This is a genomic window from Pseudomonas sp. P5_A12, from assembly GCF_056400685.1.
In genome coordinates this window covers 1-20,537 of record NZ_JBFUKU010000029.1, presented here as the reverse complement: position 1 = coordinate 20,537, position 20,537 = coordinate 1, and the positions used below count along the sequence as shown (strand labels likewise).

The following is a 20,537-nucleotide window of genomic DNA, read 5'->3' as shown; positions in this document are numbered from 1 at the left end:
CGAAGCGGCCCCAAACTGCCTCCCTGTTTATCCTGACACACCACATTCACTGACTTTACGACTGCTTCGCAGCCGAACGGGAGCAAGCTCCCTCGCCACAAGGTCAGTGTTAACCCGAGCGGTACTTGCATCTTCATCCCCCCACCCGCATAACTGACCCCATGAATCTGCCAATCCCGACGGACAGCGCCCTGGCAGGCTTCCACCCCGCCGTCAGCGCCTGGTTCAGCAACACCTTCCCGACGGTCACCGCCGCCCAGGCCCGGGCGTGGCCGTTGATTCGCCAGCGCCGCTCGACCCTGATCGCCGCGCCCACCGGGTCCGGCAAAACCCTCACCGCCTTCCTCGCCGTCATCGACGACCTGGTACACCGGGGGCTGGAAACCGACGACGGGCTGCCGGACGAAACCCTGGTGGTCTATGTCTCGCCGCTCAAGGCCTTGTCCAACGACATCCAGATCAACCTGCAAAACCCGCTCGCCGGGATCACCGAGCAATTACGCGTGATGGGCCTGCCCCCCTTGCAGATCAACACCGCCTTGCGCACCGGCGACACACCGCAGAAAGATCGCTCAGCCATGCGCAAGTCCGCGCCACACATTCTGGTGACCACCCCGGAATCCCTTTACGTGCTACTCGGCTCCGACTCCGGTCGACGCATGCTCGGCACCACCCGCACAGTGATCGTCGATGAAATCCACGCCATCGCCGCCAGCAAACGCGGCAGCCATTTGGCCCTGAGCCTTGAACGGTTGCAGGCGCTGTGCGCAGAACCGCTGGTGCGCATTGGTCTGTCCGCCACGCAAAAACCCATCGAGGCGGTGTCACGTTTTCTGGTAGGCCGCGACCGCCCATGCGAGATCGTCGACATTGGCCACGCCCGCCCACGGGACCTGGACATCGAAGTCCCGCCCGTGCCGTTGTCAGCGGTCATGGCCAACGATGTGTGGGAACTGGTCTACGACCGCCTCGCCGCCCTCGCCCGCGAACACCGGACCACACTGATTTTCGTCAACACCCGGCGTCTTGCTGAGCGCCTGAGCCGGCACCTGAGCGAACGCCTTGGCAAACACGCCGTGGCCGCCCACCACGGCAGCCTGGCCAAGGAGTTTCGTCTGGACGCCGAACAACGGCTCAAGCGCGGCGACCTGCAAGTGCTGATCGCCACCGCTTCGCTGGAACTGGGCATCGACATTGGCGATGTCGACCTGGTGTGCCAAATCGCTTCGCCGCGCTCGATTTCAGGGTTTCTGCAACGGGTCGGCCGTTCCGGACACCAGGTCGGCGGGATGCCCAAGGGCCGCTTGTTCGCCACCACCCGCGACGATCTGATCGAATGCACCGCGCTGCTCGATTGCGTCCGGCGCGGCGAACTCGATACGTTGCAGATTCCCACCACGCCGCTGGACGTCCTTGCGCAACAAATCATCGCCGAGGTCAGTTGCCAGGAATGGTCAGAGCAGGCGCTACTGGACACGTTTCGCAAGGCTTGGCCTTACGCCGAACTCGACGAAAAGCATTATCAAGCGCTCTTGCACATGCTCGCCGAGGGTTACAACGGTCGTCAGGGCATGCGCAGCGCTTACCTGCACCGCGACGCCGTCACCCGCACCCTGCGCGGTCGTCGGGGGGCCAAATTGACCGCCGTGACCAGCGGCGGAACCATTCCGGACAACGCCGACTACAGCGTTTTACTGGAACCCCAAGGGCTGAACATCGGCAGCGTCAACGAAGACTTTGCCGTGGAAAGCATTGCCGGGGACGTGTTCCAGTTGGGAAATACCTCTTACCGAATCCTGCGGGTCGAAACCGGCAAGGTCCGGGTCGAAGACGCTCAGGGCCAACCGCCGACCATTCCCTTCTGGCTCGGTGAAGCACCAGGACGCAGTACCGAATTATCGTTTGCCGTCGCTCGCCTGCAAGCGCACCTCGACGGCCTGCTCGGCGCCACACCGGGCAACCTGCAACCGGCCCTCGACTGGCTGACCGACACCCTCGGCCTGAACGTCGCCAGCGCCGAGCAACTGGTGGATTACCTGGCCCGGGCGCGCCTGACGCTGGGTGCCCTGCCGTCACAAGACACGTTGCTGATGGAGCGCTTTTTCGACGAGTCCGGCGGCACGCAACTGATCATCCACACCCCGTTCGGCAGCCGCATCAACCGCGCCTGGGGCCTGGCCCTGCGCAAGCGTTTCTGCCGCACCTTCAACTTCGAATTGCAGGCCGCCGCCAGCGAAGACGCGATCGTGCTGTCACTGTCCACCAGCCACAGCTTTGAACTCGACGATGTCTGGCGCTACCTGCACAGCAACAGCGCCGAGCACCTCTTGATTCAGGCAGTGCTCGACGCACCGTTGTTCGGCGTGCGCTGGCGCTGGAATGCCGGCGTTGCCCTGGCCCTTCCGCGCTACAGCGGCGGACGTAAAGTCCCGCCGCAAATCCAGCGGATGAAAAGCGAAGACCTGATCGCCAGCGTCTTTCCCGATCAGATTGCCTGCGTGGAAAACCTCGCCGGTGAGCGTGAAATTCCCGACCATCCTCTGGTGGAACAGACCCTCGACGATTGCCTGCATGAGGCGATGGACAGCGAAGGCTGGCTCGCGTTGCTGCGGCGCATGGAGCGTGGTGACGTGTGCCTGATCAGCCGTGATCTGCCGGCGCCCTCGCCACTGGCGGCGGAAATCCTCAGCGCCCGGCCCTACACTTTTCTGGACGATGCGCCGCTGGAAGAACGCCGTACACAAGCGGTGCTCAACCGGCGCTGGACCGATCCACAGTCCACCGACGACCTCGGTGCGCTGGATGCCGACGCGATTCAAGCGGTCCGTGACGAAGCCTGGCCGACGCCTACTGGCGTCGATGAAATGCATGAAGCGTTGATGAGCCTTGCGTGCATCACCGATGCCGAAGCCCAGGCCAATGCGCACTGGTTCGACTGGCTGAACGCCCTGGCCGACAGCGGTCGCGCCAGTCGTTTGCAGATCAATGCCGAGCAATCGCTATGGCTGCCATTGGAGCGGCTGACCTGCTTGCAGGCGATTTATCCACAAGCCACTTTGTTGCCGGCGCTGCAAGCGTTGCCCGGTTTCGATGAGGCCTGGACGCCAGACGAAGCCGTGCTTGAAGTGATCCGCGCACGGCTTAGCGCATTTGGGCCGTTGCCGCTTTCAGCGATAGCCGAACCACTGGGATTGGCGGCAAATCAGGTCACCCAGGCCTTGGCGCAACTGGAACGCGAAGGCTATGTGTTGCGTGGCCGCTTCACGCTCGGTGCATCGCTTGAAGAATGGTGCGAACGGCATCTGCTGGCGCGAATTCATCGCTACACGGTCAAGCGTTTGCGGCGGGAAATCGAGCCCGTGGCATTGCAGGATTTCATGCGTTTCCTGTTCGACTGGCAGCATCTGTCGGCAGCGACTCAGGGCCAGGGCAGCGCGGTATTGCCCGCCATCGTCAGCCAGTTCGAAGGCTATCCCGCCGCCGCATCGGCCTGGGACAGCGACATTTTGTCGGCACGAATCAAAGACTATTCACCCGGTTGGCTTGATGATCTGTGCCGCAGCGGCAAACTGGTCTGGACGCGCCTGACCGCCCGCAACAAGGGTGCCAGCACGGCATTGCGCAGCACGCCGATTCTGTTGTTGCCGCGCAGTCAGGTCGGCTTGTGGAGCGGCTTGACCGAGCAGATACCGGTCAGTGAACTGTCAGCCAAAACGCAAAAGGTTCACGAAGCGCTCTGCCAACACGGCGCACTGTTTTTCGATGTGCTGATGCACGAGGCTCATCTGCTGCGCTCGGAACTGGAAATCGCCTTGCAGGAATTGGTCGGCGCCGGGTTGGTGAATGCCGACAGCTTCGCCGGATTGCGGGCGCTGATCACCCCGGCCAGCAAACGCCAGAATCGCAGCAGCCGACGCGGGCGCGGGGCGTTTGTCGGCGGGATGGACGACGCCGGGCGCTGGGCCTTGTTGCGCCGCGGGCCGGCCGCGCCGGTTGTGGATAACCAACGTCCGGCGCCCACACCTGCCGAGACACTGGAACACATCGCCATGACCTTGCTGCGACGCTACGGCGTGGTGTTCTGGCGCTTGCTGGAACGTGAGGCGGATTGGCTGCCGAGCTGGCGCGAATTACTGCGCACTTTTCATCGGCTGGAGGCTCGGGGCGAGATACGCGGCGGGCGGTTCGTCAGTGGTTTGGCCGGTGAACAGTTTGCGTTACCCGAGGCGATTCCACTGTTGCGCGAAGTACGTCGACGGCCCCATGACGGGAGTTTGATGGCGGTGTGYGGGGTTGACCCGTTGAACCTGGCCGGGACGCTGTTACCTGGGGCGAAAGTACCACCGTTGGCGAGTAATCGGCTGGTGTATCGCGATGGAATTCCGGCGGCGGCGGAGATTGCCGGCAAGCAGGTTTTCTGGCTGGAGCTGGATCAGCAGGCATCTACAGAGATACGCAGCAAGTTGACTCGCCACTGATCGTTCCCACGCTCCGCGTGGGAATGCAGCCAGAGATGCTCTGCGTCTCAAGAGCGTCCGGTGAGGCATTCCCACGCAGAGCGTGGGAACGATCTGGAACACAAATCACTGGGTTCGCGGCTGATCCGGCATCAACACCGCCGAATGTTCCCGCGCCACTTCGTCATCCGGCTCATCCATCTGCCGCTTGGGCATGAAAACCTGCTGTGGATAAGTCTGCGCGAAATGCACCCACGGGCTGTTATCCACAAGCTTTTTCAAGCGCTGGTTGAATGCCCGGCTCACCGCGTATTGCCCTCCCGACACGGTGCGGAATTGCGCCGTCAGCACCACGCCATTGAGGTCCATTTTGTCGACCCCGAATACGTCGAGCGGCCCTTGCAGGTTGTACTTGAGAAACGGGTCGTCGCTGATCGAATGCCCGGCCTCGCGGATCAATTCGATCGCCTTGTCGACATCGGTGTCGTAGGTGAACTGCACCGAGAAAAACGCATAAGCGAATTGCCTGGACTGGTTAGTCACCGCCTTGATCTGGCCGAACGGCACCGAGTGCACAAAGCCCTTGCCGTCGCGCAGACGCAGGGTGCGGATGGTCAGGCCTTCGACCGTGCCGGCATGCCCGGAATCGAGCACCACCCAATCACCGATCGACAAGGTGTCTTCGATAATGATGAATAGCCCGGTAATGACGTCCTGCACCAGTTGCTGAGAGCCGAAACCGATGGCCAGCCCCACCACCCCGGCGCCGGCCAGAAACGGCGCGACGTTGATCCCCAGGTTGGCCATGGTGGTGATCGCACAAATCACCACCAGCAGGATTTTGATCGCATTACGCAGCAGCGGCAGGATGGTTTTCACCCGTGTACTTGGCTGGCGCGCAGAGCGTTTGTTGACCGGTGGTTTCAGGGCTTCCTGAATCGTCGTGTCCAGCACCACCCAGACCATCCAGGTCACCAGGAAAATCAGACCGATGCGGCCCAGCGAATCACTGATCGCTCGCCCGACCGTGTTGCTCATTGCAAATTCCAGGAGTGACACCCCCCAGATTCGCCCCAGGATATCGATGAACACAATCGCCATGCCGATCCTCAGCAACGCGTGTGAAAGGCTCAGGAAACGCTCTTTGTAGGCATTGCTGCGGCGCGCTGCTTGGTCGCTGCGGGACTTGAACAAGTGATGCAACGTGGTGCTGAGAAACACCGTCGCGATCAACAACACGGTGGTGAACAGAGCGCTGCGCAACACCTGCTGGTTGTCATCACTGATGCTGATCAGGTTCATGACCGAGACCATCACCATCAACAGAATCGGCCAGTACCACAGTCCGGAAAAAACCCGCAGTGTCTCGCGCAGTGCCGGCTGTTTGAGGCGCTGGGCCAACGGCAGAATGCGGATCAGATGCGCGACCGGGCGACGCATTTTGATCACCAGCAAACCAAAGGAAATCGAGGCCCCCAGCCCGGTCAAGACCGCGACACTGCTGGTGAGATTGCTTCCCAACTGGTGGGCGATCTGCGGGCTGGTCAGGGCATCGCTGATGGCGACCAGAAAGCCGATTCCAAACAACGGCCGTGGGCTGTATTGACGAAGGATCTGCACCGCCCGGCGCTTGTGGCCAGAGTTGAACAAGACCACCAATGTCAGCACCAGTGAGGCGGCGAAGATGCCGCTGCTGGTGGCATAAGAGAAACACAACGCCAGGGCCCGGCCGGCGGATACTGGCAAGTAATGGCTGACAATGATCGTCAACGGCAGGCTGACTAGCGCCGGAATGCTGTAAGGCAAGGCATAACCGAGTACCGCCTGGCCACGTTCGCGGGTGAGCAGCAAGCGGTGCCGGCTCAGACGCGTGGCCAGCATCCCGCCAAGCAGCCAGAGCAACGCAAAGACGCCCGCCCACACACCGGACAACAGCAGGAAATCCCCCGCCACGCTCCAACTGGAGCGCGCCGACGGATGATTGACCAGTTGATCGACTTCATCGGCGGCGCGGTCTGCGCGCAGACGCCAGGCATCGACCAGTTCCTCATTGAGATCGAGCTTTCCCTCGACCTCATCGATGCTCGAACTGATCGCCCCTAGCAAACCACCCTGGACCAGCGGCTCCGGATGGGCCGGTGGTGTCGCGGCGGTGCTGGTTGCCGGCAGGCCCGGTATCGCCGCCGCTTGCAGGCCGACACTAGCTGTCATGAGCAGCAGCGCCAGCAGTATCGCAGTCTTGAACTGATGCAAACGCAGTGCTCCTTTTGAATAGTCGTAGTAGGCGAAAGATCGCAGCCTTCGCCCGCGCCTACAAGCGTAAATCGGCTAAGAGCGTTGAAGGTCTCGAATCTTCGATCTTTGCGGCCGGCTTGATCGGTGGAACTGTCACCGAATCCCCTTGTGGGAGCGAGCAGGCTCGCTCCCACATTGGATTTTGTGTGGGCCTGTACCGTCCGTAGCCCTGTCGAAACTTTCTCCCACGCCAGACAGTCATCAAAAGACAGGGCTGTGCGAAGGCCATCAGGCGGGAGGCGACATGGCGGCGATTCATATTGGTATTTCAGGCTGGCTCCAAGGCCTGTGTGACGTCCATCACCTATTGGCGAGTGTGTTCGCATCCGGCAAATCGTTGGCCAAAGGCGTGCGGCCATGAACGTTTCCGAGCCGCTCGGCGCAGCCGATGATCCCCCGCCAACCCTCACCACCGAGCGCCGTTTCACCGTGCTAACGGTCAATACACATAAAGGTTTTACCGCGCTCAACCGGCGTTTCATCCTGCCAGAGTTGCGCGAAGCGGTGCGCAGTGTGTCTGCGGACGTGGTGTTTTTGCAGGAAGTCCACGGTGCCCATGAACAGCACCCCATGCGCTACAGCAATTGGCCGGCGATGCCGCAATACGAATTCCTTGCCGACACCTTGTGGCCACAGTTTGCCTATGGCCGCAACGCGGTCTACCCGGCGGGCGATCACGGGAATGCGTTGCTGTCGAAATTCCAGATCATTCGCCATGACAACCTCGACGTCTCAATCAGCGGCCACGAAAACCGCGGTCTCCTGCATTGCGTGCTGCGCCTGCCCGGCGACGGTCAGGAAGTTCACGCCATCTGCGTGCACCTGGGGCTGCGCGAAACCCATCGCACCGAACAGCTCAAGCTGTTGAGCCGACACCTTGCCGAGTTGCCGGATGATGCGCTGGTGATCGTTGCCGGAGACTTCAATGACTGGCGCCAGCGGGCCGATGTGCTGCTCAAGCCCTGCGGTTTGCGCGAGGTGTTCGCCGAACATCACGGCAAACCGGCACGTAGTTTTCCGGCGCGAATGCCGGCATTACGACTCGACCGCATCTATGTGCGTAACCTCAAGGCCAGTCGTCCGCAGGTGTTGGCGGCGCGTCCCTGGTCTCACCTTTCCGACCACGCACCGCTGTCGGTGGAGATCGAACTATGAGCATCCCGTCGATGGAAAAAACCAGCGTGGAGCACCTGGCCGCGCCGACCACCGGCAAACCCGCCGTGGTGGATGTCAACTATGGCTGGCAGGGGAACAACCGGGTCGAGTTGCTGGAAAACGGTGAAGCGTATTTCCCACGGGTGTTCGAGGCCATGCGCCAGGCCAAGAGTGAAATCCTCCTGGAAACCTTCATCGTGTTCGAGGACAAGGTCGGCAATGAGATGCAGCAAGTGCTGATCGACGCAGCCCGGCGCGGTGTGCGGGTCACCGCCAGTCTCGACGGTTTTGGCTGCGGCGAATTGAGCTCCGGGTTCCTGGCTGCGTTGAGCGAGGCCGGTGTGCACGTTCAGATATTCGACCCGGCGCCTAAACGTCTGGGCATTCGCACCAATTGGTTCCGCCGTCTGCACCGCAAGATCGTCGTGGTCGACGGCACGATTGCCTTCATCGGCGGGATCAATTTTTCCGCCGACCATTTGGGCGACTTTGGCCCCGAGGCCAAGCAGGATTATTCCGTTGAAGTGCAAGGCCCGGCGGTGGCCGACATTCATCACTTCGCGCTGCTGCAATGCGGTCGCCCGGCCCGCGCCAAATACTGGTGGCAGCGACGCAGGCAACGGCGTTCGGAACTCGCCGTCAACGATCATGACGGCCAGGTTCGGCTGGTGTACCGCGACAATGGCGACCACAGCACCGATATCGAAGAGGTTTACCGCATGGTATTGCGTAGCGCCAAACGCCGGGTGGTGATCGCCAACGCCTACTTCTTCCCTGGTTATCGCTTGCTGCGCGAGATCCGTAATGCAGCGCGGCGTGGCGTCGATGTACGGCTGATCCTGCAGGGCCAACCGGACATGCTGGTGGCCAAACTCGCGGCGCGCATGACCTATGACTATTTGCTCAAGTCGGGCGTGCAGATTCATGAGTATTGCGAGCGGCCCCTGCACGGCAAAGTCGCCTTGGTCGATGAGGATTGGAGCACCGTCGGTTCAAGCAACCTCGACCCGTTGAGCCTGTCCATGAACCTGGAAGCCAATGTGTTGATCCGCGACCGGGCGTTCAACCGCACGCTGTTCGAACGGCTTGAACACCTGAGCGACAACCACTGCAAAGCCATGTGCGTCGACACGGCCCCGCGCGGACGAATCTGGCACATGACGGTCGGTTTTCTGGTGTTTCACTTCCTGCGGCATTTCCCGGCCTGGGCGGGTTGGCTGCCGGCACACAAGCCGCGCCTGAAAGCCTTCACTCAGCCGACCGGGAGCGATCAACATGTCCCGCGCTGAAGCCCACTCGACCGCCCACGCCGAGCACTCGGGCAAATCCCGTTGGAGCCGCTTGAAACGGCMGTTGACGATGCTGTTTTTCCTGGCGCTGATCGTCCTGCTGACGATGCTCGCCCAACGCCTCGAATGGAACGAAGTGTTCGAGACCCTGGCCGACTTCAAGGTACGCACACTAGTCATCGCCTCGGGGCTGACGTTAGTGAGTTTTCTGGTGTACGCCTGTTTCGACCTGATCGGCCGCACTTACATTCGCCAGGACCTGACGTGGAAACAGATCCTGCCGGTGGGGATCATCAGCTACGCCTTCAACCTCAATCTGAGTGCGTGGGTGGGCGGCATCGCCATGCGTTATCGGCTGTATTCACGGTTGGGCGTGAGCAAGGGCAATATCGCAAAAATCCTCGGCTTGAGCCTGGCGACCAATTGGTTTGGCTACATGGTGATTGCCGGCGCGGTGTTCAGCACCGGGCTGGTGCGCATGCCGCCCGGCTGGAAACTGAGCAGCGGCGCATTACAAGGCGTGGGTGTTTTGTTGTTGCTGGTAAGTGCGGGTTATCTGGCGGCCTGCCGGTTTTCCAAGCGTCGGGAATGGGCGATTCGCGGGGTGGAAATCAACCTGCCGTCACTGCGCATGGCGGTGCTGCAACTGGCACTGGGAGCGCTGAACTGGTCGTTGATGGCGGCGGTGATTTTTACCTTGTTGCCGAGCAAGCTGGACTATCCGCTGGTGCTGGGGGTGTTGTTGATCAGCGCCATTGCCGGGGTCATTACGCATATTCCGGCGGGGCTTGGCGTGCTGGAGGCGGTGTTTGTGGCGCTGCTGCAACACGAGGTTTCGCGGGGCAGTCTGGTGGCGGGGTTGCTGGCGTATAGGGCGATTTATTTCATCTTGCCGTTGTTGATTACGTTGGTGATGTATCTGGTGGTGGAGGCCAAGGCCAAGTCGTTGCGGATTTCCAGGAAACCCAAGTGATCTACGGTGACTGTGAGGCCGCCTTCGCTGGCAAGTCGAATCGTCGCACCGCAGCTCCTACATTGGAACGCGATCATCCTGTAGGAGCTGACTTGCCAGCGATATTCTTCAAGACACTGCAAATCTCAAGTCGATTGAATAATGCTCAACCGCTCACCCACCACCATTTCGGTAATCCAGTCCACCAGGATCGAGGTATACGCCTGTTGTGAAACCGGGTCGCTCAAGGCGTGATCGGCGCCGTCGATAATCCGGTGGGTCAGGGAGTGGGTCTGCTGACAGGCCGCGCGGTAACTCATGATGGTCGCGTGGGGCACATAGTCGTCGGTCTCGGATTCGACCAGCAACACGTCACCGGTGAATTGCGCACAGGCATGCAGCGCGCGGTTGCTGTCGGCACGGATCAACGTGCTGCGGTAATCGCGCAGGTCAATCTTGTCCAGGTCACGTTTGGGCGCGTGCCATTGATCGTCGCGGTACAGCGCCGGTACCCGAAGTGCCAGCCAGCGCACGGGACGCAATGAGGTCAGGATCGAGGCCAGATAGCCACCGTAACTGGTACCGACCACTGCGATGGCCGACGTGTCGAGCGCCGGGTGCGCAAGCAATCGGTCATACGCCGCCAACAGGTCGCGCAGGTTGTCTTCACGGGTGACTCGGGTCAGCGGGATTCCTGTGCCGCCGGTGTGGCCGCGCAAGTCGAATGTCAGGCACACACAGCCCAGACCGGCGATGCCCTTGGCCCGCTCCAGATCYCGTTCCTGGCTGCCGCCCCAACCGTGCACAAACAGCACGCCCGGGACTTTGGATTTGGGGCTGAGAAAAGTCCCGCTCATCTGTTCATCGTCGATGTCGATCTGAATGGTTTCGCTTCTAGCCGTCATAGGATTTAACCGTTACGTACTTGAGTAGAAAGTCACTGTTCTCTGCTGGGCCGCGGTACACCTCGATGGCGTCCGCTGGCAGCGGTTGATCGATGTAAGCTTCCACCGAAGACACGCGAATCGCGCGCATCCCCGGATCGTTGACGAAGCTCTGCAACGCCGCCACTTCTGCGCTGCTGGCTCCGCCCATACGCCAGGATTGCTCCAGCACACCACTGCGCTGTTTGCCGTTGCTGTCCAGGCCCTGGGCGATGTCGTAGTTGCGCCGTGACGCATAAAAACCGGGATAGGCCTCATCGGCGGCGCTGTCAAACACTTGCGCCTGCTGGATCGCCAACCGCACATCGTCAGGCAAGGGCAACTTGAGCAAATCCTCGTAATTCCCCGGCACCACCAGCAGGTTGGAACCACCGTACACCTGCTCACCCTGCCCGTCTTCGATCAAGTATTGATCACCGCAGTAACTCAGCACGGTGTCGCCGATAAAACTCTGGCCGACACTGTGGGTAATTACCTTGCCCAAGTCCTGTTCCAGCACCAAGCCTTCGCTGAACAGCTTGCCGGCCTCGGGCCTRGCGAGGATGGCGTCGAACTGGTCGAGGCTTTCGATCACTTCCTGCCCGCGTCCGGCGCAGGCGTGCACAGGCTTGAGGCGGATCGGGCCGCTGTAGAGCAAGTGTTCGGCCGCGGGTCGCGCATCGTCGAGCGAGAACACACTGAGGCCATCCAGCACCACGTTACGCACGCGCTCGGAAAACAGCGGTGACCAGCCTGGCGGGGCGTAAGCATTTTTGTTGAGCAAGCCATGGCTGATGGCCTTGGTGCAGATGAAATCGTGGTCAACGTAACCGCCCCACAAATCTTCCGGCCCCTTTACGCCCACTTGCCGAGCGGCAGCGGCGCCCACCAGCGTCTGGGTCGGCAGCACATAAAGGTCGCGGCCGTTATGCCGCTCCTGATTGAAACTACCTCCGTATTTAAGACCCAGAATCTGCGCCAGCCATCGGGCCAGGGCGCGGTTGGTTTCGACTTCATGCTGCGGCGCATCGGGGTGCACGGAATGGGCGACCACCAGTTTTTTGCGGTTTGTTGGGGTCATGCGTCCCCCTACAATGGGCGTTTGATGAGTGTAAAGGGAGGGGTGCAGAGTTCAGGCCAAACGGGGTGCGCCGCAAATGGCTTTTGAATCAGTCAGTTGCTGAGACGGTAGTGGCACCTGGCCTGTTTTATTCTGCACGACAGCCGATTCATCTCCTGCATTTTGCACGATTCAGCTTCGCCCTCTCCCTTGTGGGAGCCAGCCTGCTGGTGATAGCAATCTGTCAGCTACTCAGTGTTGACTGTGCTGCCGCCATCGCCAGCAGGCTGGCTCCCACAGGGATTTGAGGTGCTGCCGCTAGCGGGTTGCAGTCGTCGGCGACACACCAAACCGCGTCCGGTAATCACTCGGCGCCAGCCCGGTAATCTTCTTGAACGTCGCCCGAAACGCACTCGGATCCTGATACCCCACGGTCCAGGCAATGTGATCGATGGTGCCGTTGGTGAACTCGAGCATTTCCCGGGCCTTGCCGACCCGCAAGTGCTGGCAGTATTCGGTCGGCTTGAGCCCGGTCGCCGCGCGAAAGCGACGCAGGAACGTGCGCTCTTCCAGCCCTGCCCGCTCGGCCATGACCATCAGCGATACATCGGTCGCCCCGGTGCTTTGCAGCCAGTGCTGGACCTTGAGAATCGACGCGTCGCCATGACTGAGAATGGGTGAAAAGTTGCTGCCGCACTCGCTCGCACTGTCGCTGTGTTCCACCACCAGAAACCGTGCGGTGCCGGTGGCAATGCTCGGCCCCAGCAGACGGTCCACCAGGCGCAATCCCAACTCGGACCAGGCCATCAGCCCGGCCGTGGTGATCAGGTCGCCGTCGTCGACAATCGGCGTATCGGCCTTGAGCTTGATCGCCGGGTAACGTTCGGCGAAGGCTTTGGCCGAGGTCCAGTGAGTGGTGGCGCTGCGGCCGTCGAGCAGGCCGCTTTCGGCCAAGAGAATCGAGCCCACACAGACGCCACCCAGGGTTGCGCCGCGAGCGTGTTGCTGACGCACCCAGTGAAGCAGCGCCTGCGGCACCTGACCGGCGTAAAAACTGGAAATCGACGGTGGGATCAACACGGCCACCAAGGCTGAGTCCGGCGCGGGATGACTGTCGTAGACCCGAACCGGCACCTGATCGCCCTCCACTTGCCAATGGCTGACCCGCAGCAGCGGCAATCGCGCAGCCTGATGCTCGGCGGCGATCCGGTTGGCCACCCCGAACAGGTCGGTCAGCCCATGCACCGCCGCCATCTGCGCACCGGGATAAATCAGCACGCCCAGCTCGGCGATTGGCCTTTGTGCGTCCATTGTCAGTTTTCCCCCTTCTATTGTCGGTGCGGCCAATCCTCGGACGGCCTGCTAAACCCAATACTTCATTCCACACCCACCACGCACTTCGAGGACACCATCATGGCCAAGCAAGCACTCATCGTAGTTGATATCCAAAACGACTACTTCCCACAAGGCAAGTGGCCGCTGGCCGGCGCCGACGCCGCGGCGGATAACGCCGTTCGTCTGCTCAAGGCTTTTCGTGAGGCCGGAGATTCGGTGGTGCATATCCGCCACGAATTCACCTCTGAAGAAGCACCGTTCTTCACCCCTGGCTCCGAAGGCGCGAAGTTGCACCCCAAAGTGCTCAACCTCGCCAACGAGCCTGTCGTCCTCAAGCACTTCGTGAACTCGTTCCGGGAAACTGAACTAAAGTCGATCCTCGATGAGCAAGAAATCAAGGAATTGGTGGTGGTCGGCAGCATGAGCCACATGTGCGTCGACGGCATCACCCGCGCCGCCAACGACCTCGGCTACACCGTCACGGTCATCCATGATGCCTGTGCCTCACGTGATCTGGAGTTCAACGGCCTTACTGTGCCGGCAGCCCACGTCCATGCCGCGTTCATGTCGGCCCTGGGTTTTGCCTATGCCAGCGTGGTGTCCACCGACGAATTCCTGTCGCGCAATTAAACGTACGACCCACGCACCTCACCGGAGATCATCGACATGGCTACTCTGACGACTCGCGAAGGCAACACGCTTTATTACAAGGACTGGGGCAGCGGACAACCGGTGGTGTTCAGCCACGGCTGGCCCTTGAGCGCCGACAGTTGGGAATCGCAGATGCTGCACTTTGCCAACAACGGTTTCCGAGCTATCGCGCATGATCGTCGGGGCCATGGCCGGTCGAGCCAGCCATGGGAAGGCAACGACATGGATCATTACGCCGATGACCTGGCCGAGTTGATCGAACACCTGGACCTGAAGGACGTGATCCTTTTTGGCTTCTCGACGGGTGGTGGCGAAGTCGCCCGCTACATCGGTCGCCACGGCACTCGACGTCTGGCCAAGGCCGGGTTGATTTCCGCGGTGCCGCCATTGATGCTGAAAACCGACACAAACCCCAAAGGCCTGCCGATTGAAGTGTTTGACGGTATCCGCGCCGCTTCCATCGCCGATCGCTCACAACTTTATAAGGATGTCGCCAGCGGTCCGTTCTTCGGCTTCAACCGCCCTGGCGCCACGTCATCACAAGGGTTGATCGACTCGTTCTGGATGCAAGGGATGATGGGCGGTCACAAGAACACCCTGGACAGCATCAAGGCCTTCTCGGAAACCGATTTCCGTGAAGACCTGAAGAAGTTCGATGTGCCGACCTTGATCATCCATGGCGATGACGACCAGATTGTGCCGATTCAGGCCGCGGGGCTGGAGAGTAAGCGGTTGATCGAACATGCCCAACTGATTGTGTATCCAGGAGCGCCACATGGACTCACGGACACCCATAAAGAACAGGTGAATGCGGACATGCTGGCCTTCGCCAAAGGCTGAGAAACACCTTGAAATACTACAGGCCCGCCTTGCTGCGGGCCTTTTCGCTTGCGGTAACAAAATCTCACGCGTGAGCCGTTGATGGTGTACTTCTTTGGTTGTAGGGTTGCTCACGCGTGAGATGTTCACAACGGAGTCACCCCATGAAAAGCCGCTCCCCGTCAGACCCGCCTCGCGAGCCTGTTGCTACATCAAAAAGCCCCAAGGGAGAGCGTTCGAAACCGTCCGTGAAAAAACCATCAAGCTTCTACATGAAGCAGATGCGTGCAGGCCTGGCAGCCGCCGGCTATGTGAAACACGAAACTTGGGTGCTTCCGGAAAACCGAAGCCTGCTCAAGCAGATGGAACAACAGCTACGCCAACCGATTCTGGCTGGCTCATTTCTGTCGGAGAATTACATGAGCGCAAGCAACAACTGGAACATCGATAGCCTCTTCAACGCCCTCAATGCCCTGGATGAGGTGGCTTCGAAAGAGATCACCCTTTCCCTGATCCAGAGCGCCGAACCCAGCCTGAGGCTGGAAATGAACGAGTTTGGCGGTCTGCCAATCCACATTGCCGTCGCCGGTGAGCAGATCATCGTCGACACCGTTCTGGTCGACGTCGAGTCCATCAACGACGTACCGGCCTTCAACGATGCCGTGCTGCGCAGCAGGGAAATGTTCCCGCTGTCCTCGATCGGTATCGAGTCCATGCCCAACGGCCAGGTCGTATACAACATGTTCGGCGCACTGAGTTCCGACTCCAGCCTGACCAACGTGGTGACCGAGGTGAAAACCCTGGTCGACAACGTCCAGCGGGCCATCGAAGCCTTCGAACGCTTCTTCAAGTAATTATCAGGAAGGAAGATCCAATGACTCAGTCCATCTGGAGCAAGTTGTTCACCGCGTTGCGCGGTGGCGCCACTGAAGTGGGCGAATCGATCGTCGACCAACAGGCCCTGCGCATTCTCGACCAGGAAATTCGCGATGCTGACAGCGCGCTGGCCAACGCCAAGCGTGAGCTGGTCACCATCATGGCCAAGCACAAACTGTCGGCCGACCGCGTCAGCGAGTACAACGCCAAAATCAAGGACCTGGAATCCAAGGCCATGGCCGCGATCCAGGCCAACCGCGAAGACCTGGCGCTGGAAGTGGCCGAAGCGATTTCGACCCTGACCAACGAACTCGATGTCGAGCAAAAGCAGGCCAGCGAATTCGGTGGTTACGCGGACAGCATGCGTAAAGACATCACCAAGGCCGAAGCGCGCATCAAAAGCCTGCGCCAGCAAGTAGACATGGCCAAGGCGCGCGATAGCGTACAGAAAGCCCAGGTCAGCGCCTCCATCGCCAGCGGCGGCGCCAACGGCAAGCTGGAAACCGCCGTCGGCACCCTGAACCGTTTGCAGGCCAAGCAACAACAACGCGCCGCAGAACTGCAAGCACAGGACGAACTGGCCGACGCATCGACCGGCAATGACCTGGAGCGCAAACTGCGCGAAGCAGGCATCACGCCGAACGAAGGCAGCGCCAACGCGATCCTGGAACGCCTGAAGCAAAAATCGGCCGAGTAATCGACCCCGTAACACTCCGAAAAGAAGATTGCCCAATGCCGATCAGCTAAGCCATAACGCGATCGGTAGCAGCTGGCGAAGCCTGCGCAGCCGAACGCAGGCTGCGCCAGCTGCTACAAAAATAGCGTTACTGCAGAAATTACTTAACTGATCGGGCATTAGCATTGATTGCCCTTCTTTTTTCGAGTCGAGGTCACGAATGGATACCCTGAAGGGTTTCAAGATAGTCGCCGGCCTGGCCATCTTCATGGTCGCGCTGCAAGTGATCAATGCCGCGACCGGCTACAGCCTTATGGCATTCGGCCTGATTCCGAGAACCATGAATGGACTGCTCGGCATCGTCACTTCGCCATTTTTGCACGCGTCCTTTTCGCACCTGAGCGCCAATCTGGCGGCCTTTTTGGTACTGGGTACGCTGGTGATGGTCGAAGGACTCAATCGGTTCATGGCCGTCAGCGCCATCATTATTTTGCTGGGCGGCTTGCTGGTCTGGCTGTTCGGTTTCGCAGGCGTACACATCGGCGCCAGTGGCTGGGTATTCGGGCTGTGGGCGTACATTCTGTCGCGCGCCTGGTTCCAGAAGAGCTGGGGCAACCTGATCACGGCGGGCGTCGTCGCCCTGTTATATGGCGGCCTGATCTTTGGCTTTTTACCTCGACGGGGCATTTCATTCGAAGGCCATCTATTCGGGGCATTCGCCGGATTCATTGCCGCCAAAGTACTTTTATCCGCGCCACGCGGCAGATTTAATGCCGCCCGGTAGCGCACTTGAACACTCGGATGCCGAAGCGATTGCATCGCCTCCACTCGCCTGAAGGAAGTTTCCAATGGGATGGTTTAAACAGTTGCTGGGGCTTGAGGCTCCGAACACGGACATCCAGTCGAAACGGACCGCCAACGACACGTTACCCGTCACCGGCCCGCTGGGCTTGGCATCGGGCAAGAGCGTAATGTTCGACTCCAGCCTGAGGTTGTTGCTCGATGGCAACACTACGGTGACGATTCCGGGCTCCCAGCAGATCTGGAGCGCCGGCACCATCGATCTCGGACAATCGACCTGGCTCTCGCGCTATTACATGAACGATGAAGACTACTGGCTGCAAGTGCACACCACCGGCGCAATCGTCGGACAGGTCGAGTCGGTGATCCTGTTCAATTACCTCAGCTACATCACCATCAGCAGCGAAGCGGAACTGCGTCGGCTGGCCGGCCCGCAAAGCCCGATCGGGCTGCCGACCTACACCCACAACGGTGTCGAATACACCCGCGAATGGGGCACCGAGAATGGCCAGACAGAACTGGTGGCGTTGAGCGAACAGCTGAAAAATCCGGATGACTCCTACAGCATCGAGCACCGTTCGATGCTGTACGCCCGCGAAACTGGCCTGACCGATCGCCGGGAATTCCTGCTGTTTTCCGTCGAAGAAGACGCCGAAGGCACCATCAGTTTGAGCACGTCGCTGGGTATCTCGCTGTACACCACCGACTTGAATACTTTTTAACAAGGAAGACGTCCATGCTTGAAGCACTCTCCATCTCCTTGAACCCGGCGGCCGTGCTCGGGTTTGTTTCGTACATTCTCGGCGCCGCCATACTGTTCGCGCTGTTCCAGTTCATCTACACCCGCATCACACCGCACAAGGAATTCGAACTGATCCGTTCGGGCAACGTGGCGGCTGCGATTGCACTGGGTGGCGCCATCATCGGCTTCGCCATTCCGGCCAGCAATGTAATTGCCTATTCGATCAGCCTCCTGGACTTCGTCGTCTGGGCGGTGATCGCTGCGTTTGTACAACTGCTGGCATTCCTGATGAGCAGCCTGGTACTGAAAGGCACCTCGGAACGCATCAAAAAAGGTGAGATTGCGGCGGGCATCTATGTCGCGGCTGTGGCCATCAGCGTCGGCATGTTGAATGCCGCGTGCATGACCCCTTCCCAGAATTGATTGCGCAGCGGAGCCCCCGATGAAACGAAGCAAGTACGTTCAGCTCTCGCTGGCAGCATCGGTCGCCATGGCGATATCCGGTTGCGGGCCAACAGAGAAAACCTACCCGGTGCAGAAGAAGTACAACTTTCAATCCGTTCAGCAATGCGCCGATGAAAAACTCCCGGTGGACGTCTGCTCGGACGCCTACATGAGCGCCATGGCCGAGCATCGCCGTATTGCGCCGGTGTATGACAACCAGGCTGATTGCGATGCCGACTTTGTCGCCGACTGGTGCCAGCAGGATTCGGCCGGCAAGTTCATCCCCAAACTCGGCGGCTTCGAGCTCACAGCCGATGGCCAGGTGACGCAAGCCCAGGTGGACGCCGCCAAGGCACAACTCCCCGCCTCGGAAGCCAACACCGGTGGCTCGGGCTTCTCCACCAGCAGCCTGCTGACCGGACTGTTGATCGGCAACATGCTGAGCAACAACCGCAACAGCTATTACTCCCAGCCGGTCTACCGCTACCGCGATAATCGCGGTAACTACAACAATTCAACGCTCAACCAACGCATTGCCAACGGTTCAACGTTTAGCCGATCCAACCAGGCGAAATACGGCAGCGGGTACAGTTCGTCTATCAGTAAATCGGCCAGCAAGCCGATTTCCGCAGCCTCGTCGACGTCGCGTGGCGGCTTCGGCAGCAAAGCCAGTGCGCGCAGCGGCTGGGGCGGCGGGTCGAGCAGTTAAGGAAACCGGGCCATGAAAAAAATTCAATGCGCAGAGCGTCATGACTGGAGGCAAACCGCCGAAGGTCTCGGCTTTCTGTTTCACACCATCGACGGCGAACCCTATTGGGACGAGAGCGCGTATTACCAGTTCACGCTCAAAYAGATCGAAAACGACCTGGAAGACCCGACCACCGAGATCCATGAGATGTGCATGGATCTGGTGGCCCGGGTGGTGCAGAACGAAGAATTGCTGGAGCGCCTGAGTATTCCCCCGGTGTTCTACGACATGATTCGCACGTCATGGCTCGAAGGCCACCCGCACTTGTATGGACGCATGGATTTCTCCTACAACGGCACCGGGCCGGCCAAGTTGCTGGAGCTCAACTACGACACGCCGACCAGCCTGTATGAAGCCGCTGCGTTTCAATGGGGCTGGCTGGAGCAATGCATCGAACGTGGTTTGTTGCCCAAACAAGCCGACCAGTTCAACAGCATCGACACCAAGCTGCATCAGGCCTTTGCTCAGTTGCAGCTCAAGCAGCCGTTCTATTTCGCCTCGATGAAACACYCGGTCGAAGACAAAGGCACCACCGATTACCTGCGACTGGTCGCCGAGAAAGTCGGCATCGAATCCCGGCACATCGATATCGAAGACATCGGCCTGAGCAGTGACGGACGTTTTGTCGATCTTGAAGATCGCTGGATCCCGCACCTGTTCAAACTGCACGCCTGGGAATTCATCTTCCACGAGCCCTTTGGCGCCGCGATTGCCCAGAGCGATACGCAGTTTTTCGAACCAGCCTGGAAATCCATTATCTCCAACAAGGGCATCCTGCCGTTGCTGTGGAAGTTCAACAAAGGTCACCCGAACCTGCTCGCGGCGCACCTGGATACCAAGCCGAATAAAGCAGTGCCCAAGGGTTGGGTGCGCAAACCGTTCTTCTCCCGCGAAGGCGCCAACATCGAGCTGCAAACCACCGATGGTCTGATCGTGAAAGAGGACGGGCCCTACACCGATGCGCCGTTTATCCTTCAGGAATTCGCACCGCTGCCCAAATTTGGCGACAGCTACACGCTGATTGGCTCTTGGGTGATTGGCGATCAGGCGGCCGGTATTGGTGTGCGGGAAGACAACAGTTTGATCACTAAGGATTCGAGCCGCTTTTTGCCGCACCTGATCCTCGACTGACCCATCCATCGCCGGCGTGGACATATAGTAAGACGCCCGCAAGACATACGCCTGAAAAGCCGGATAATGGCGGCCAATTCGTCTAGCCCGTTATTCTGGTAATCCCCAATGGAAATCAAGGTCAACTTTCTCGACAACCTTCGGCTTGAAGCAAAGTTCGATGACTTCACGGTGGTGGCCGAC

Annotated in this window: 17 protein-coding genes; 13 read left to right on the top strand and 4 right to left on the bottom strand. The window is 59.9% G+C overall.

What is annotated here, in order from left to right:
* The first annotated feature begins 161 nt into the window (after window positions 1-161).
* Window positions 162-4,478, top strand: coding sequence for an Lhr family helicase (locus tag AC1DSG_RS06725; protein WP_477790177.1), 4,317 nt, complete (start codon window positions 162-164; stop codon window positions 4,476-4,478).
* 105 nt (window positions 4,479-4,583) lie between these two features.
* Here the strand turns inward: AC1DSG_RS06725 and AC1DSG_RS06720 are convergent, their stop codons facing one another.
* Window positions 4,584-6,710, bottom strand: coding sequence for a mechanosensitive ion channel family protein (locus tag AC1DSG_RS06720; protein ID WP_477790176.1), 2,127 nt, complete (start codon window positions 6,708-6,710; stop codon window positions 4,584-4,586).
* 399 nt (window positions 6,711-7,109) lie between these two features.
* Between AC1DSG_RS06720 and AC1DSG_RS06715 the strand changes: the two genes are divergently transcribed.
* From AC1DSG_RS06715 to AC1DSG_RS06705, 3 genes are read left to right on the top strand one after another with little or no spacing between them, the layout of a single operon-like run.
* The gene (locus tag AC1DSG_RS06715) at window positions 7,110-7,907 is read left to right on the top strand and encodes an endonuclease/exonuclease/phosphatase family protein (protein ID WP_477790175.1); all 798 of its coding nucleotides are present in this window, start codon (window positions 7,110-7,112) and stop codon (window positions 7,905-7,907) included.
* Window positions 7,904-9,196: a cardiolipin synthase ClsB gene (gene clsB / locus AC1DSG_RS06710; RefSeq protein ID WP_477790174.1), complete on the top strand. Its 1,293-nt coding sequence runs from the start codon at window positions 7,904-7,906 to the stop codon at window positions 9,194-9,196. The genes AC1DSG_RS06715 and clsB overlap by 4 nt, the downstream gene beginning before the upstream one ends.
* On the top strand, window positions 9,183-10,169 hold the full coding sequence (locus tag AC1DSG_RS06705; protein ID WP_477790173.1) for a lysylphosphatidylglycerol synthase domain-containing protein: 987 nt from the start codon (window positions 9,183-9,185) through the stop codon (window positions 10,167-10,169). Before clsB ends, AC1DSG_RS06705 begins: the two co-directional genes overlap by 14 nt.
* A 125-nt stretch (window positions 10,170-10,294) precedes the next feature.
* Here AC1DSG_RS06705 and AC1DSG_RS06700 read toward each other — a convergent pair whose 3' ends face one another.
* The 3 genes from AC1DSG_RS06700 to AC1DSG_RS06690 all read right to left on the bottom strand — a co-directional run bounded on the left by AC1DSG_RS06700 (window position 10,295) and on the right by AC1DSG_RS06690 (window position 13,442).
* On the bottom strand, window positions 10,295-11,053 hold the full coding sequence (locus AC1DSG_RS06700; RefSeq protein WP_477790172.1) for an alpha/beta hydrolase family protein: 759 nt from the start codon (window positions 11,051-11,053) through the stop codon (window positions 10,295-10,297).
* Window positions 11,043-12,152, bottom strand: a complete 1,110-nt coding sequence (locus tag AC1DSG_RS06695; protein ID WP_477790171.1) for a DUF3182 family protein — start codon at window positions 12,150-12,152, stop codon at window positions 11,043-11,045. The genes AC1DSG_RS06700 and AC1DSG_RS06695 overlap by 11 nt, the downstream gene beginning before the upstream one ends.
* A gap of 297 nt (window positions 12,153-12,449) precedes the next feature.
* Window positions 12,450-13,442: a GlxA family transcriptional regulator gene (locus AC1DSG_RS06690; RefSeq protein WP_477790170.1), complete on the bottom strand. Its 993-nt coding sequence runs from the start codon at window positions 13,440-13,442 to the stop codon at window positions 12,450-12,452.
* Between the two features lie 102 nt (window positions 13,443-13,544).
* Here AC1DSG_RS06690 and AC1DSG_RS06685 point away from each other — a divergent pair, with 102 nt between their 5' ends.
* The 9 genes from AC1DSG_RS06685 (at window position 13,545) to AC1DSG_RS06645 (ending at window position 20,354) form a co-directional block, all read left to right on the top strand.
* Window positions 13,545-14,096, top strand: coding sequence for a cysteine hydrolase family protein (locus AC1DSG_RS06685; RefSeq protein WP_477790169.1), 552 nt, complete (start codon window positions 13,545-13,547; stop codon window positions 14,094-14,096).
* A gap of 36 nt (window positions 14,097-14,132) precedes the next feature.
* Window positions 14,133-14,957: an alpha/beta fold hydrolase gene (locus AC1DSG_RS06680; RefSeq protein WP_477790168.1), complete on the top strand. Its 825-nt coding sequence runs from the start codon at window positions 14,133-14,135 to the stop codon at window positions 14,955-14,957.
* Window positions 14,958-15,100: 143 nt separating this feature from the next.
* Complete coding sequence (locus tag AC1DSG_RS06675) at window positions 15,101-15,790, top strand: YjfI family protein (RefSeq protein WP_477790167.1); 690 nt, start codon at window positions 15,101-15,103, stop codon at window positions 15,788-15,790.
* Window positions 15,791-15,810: 20 nt separating this feature from the next.
* Window positions 15,811-16,509: a PspA/IM30 family protein gene (locus AC1DSG_RS06670; protein ID WP_477790166.1), complete on the top strand. Its 699-nt coding sequence runs from the start codon at window positions 15,811-15,813 to the stop codon at window positions 16,507-16,509.
* Window positions 16,510-16,708: 199 nt separating this feature from the next.
* The gene (locus AC1DSG_RS06665) at window positions 16,709-17,272 is read left to right on the top strand and encodes a rhomboid family intramembrane serine protease (protein ID WP_477790165.1); all 564 of its coding nucleotides are present in this window, start codon (window positions 16,709-16,711) and stop codon (window positions 17,270-17,272) included.
* A gap of 64 nt (window positions 17,273-17,336) precedes the next feature.
* Complete coding sequence (locus tag AC1DSG_RS06660) at window positions 17,337-18,011, top strand: DUF2491 family protein (RefSeq protein WP_477790164.1); 675 nt, start codon at window positions 17,337-17,339, stop codon at window positions 18,009-18,011.
* A 14-nt stretch (window positions 18,012-18,025) separates the two neighbouring features.
* Complete coding sequence (locus AC1DSG_RS06655; RefSeq protein ID WP_477790163.1) at window positions 18,026-18,454, top strand: DUF350 domain-containing protein; 429 nt, start codon at window positions 18,026-18,028, stop codon at window positions 18,452-18,454.
* A 19-nt stretch (window positions 18,455-18,473) separates the two neighbouring features.
* Window positions 18,474-19,184, top strand: a complete 711-nt coding sequence (locus tag AC1DSG_RS06650) for a DUF1190 domain-containing protein (RefSeq protein WP_477790162.1) — start codon at window positions 18,474-18,476, stop codon at window positions 19,182-19,184.
* Window positions 19,185-19,196: 12 nt separating this feature from the next.
* On the top strand, window positions 19,197-20,354 hold the full coding sequence (locus tag AC1DSG_RS06645; protein ID WP_477790161.1) for a glutathionylspermidine synthase family protein: 1,158 nt from the start codon (window positions 19,197-19,199) through the stop codon (window positions 20,352-20,354).
* The last annotated feature ends 183 nt before the right edge of the window (window positions 20,355-20,537 follow it).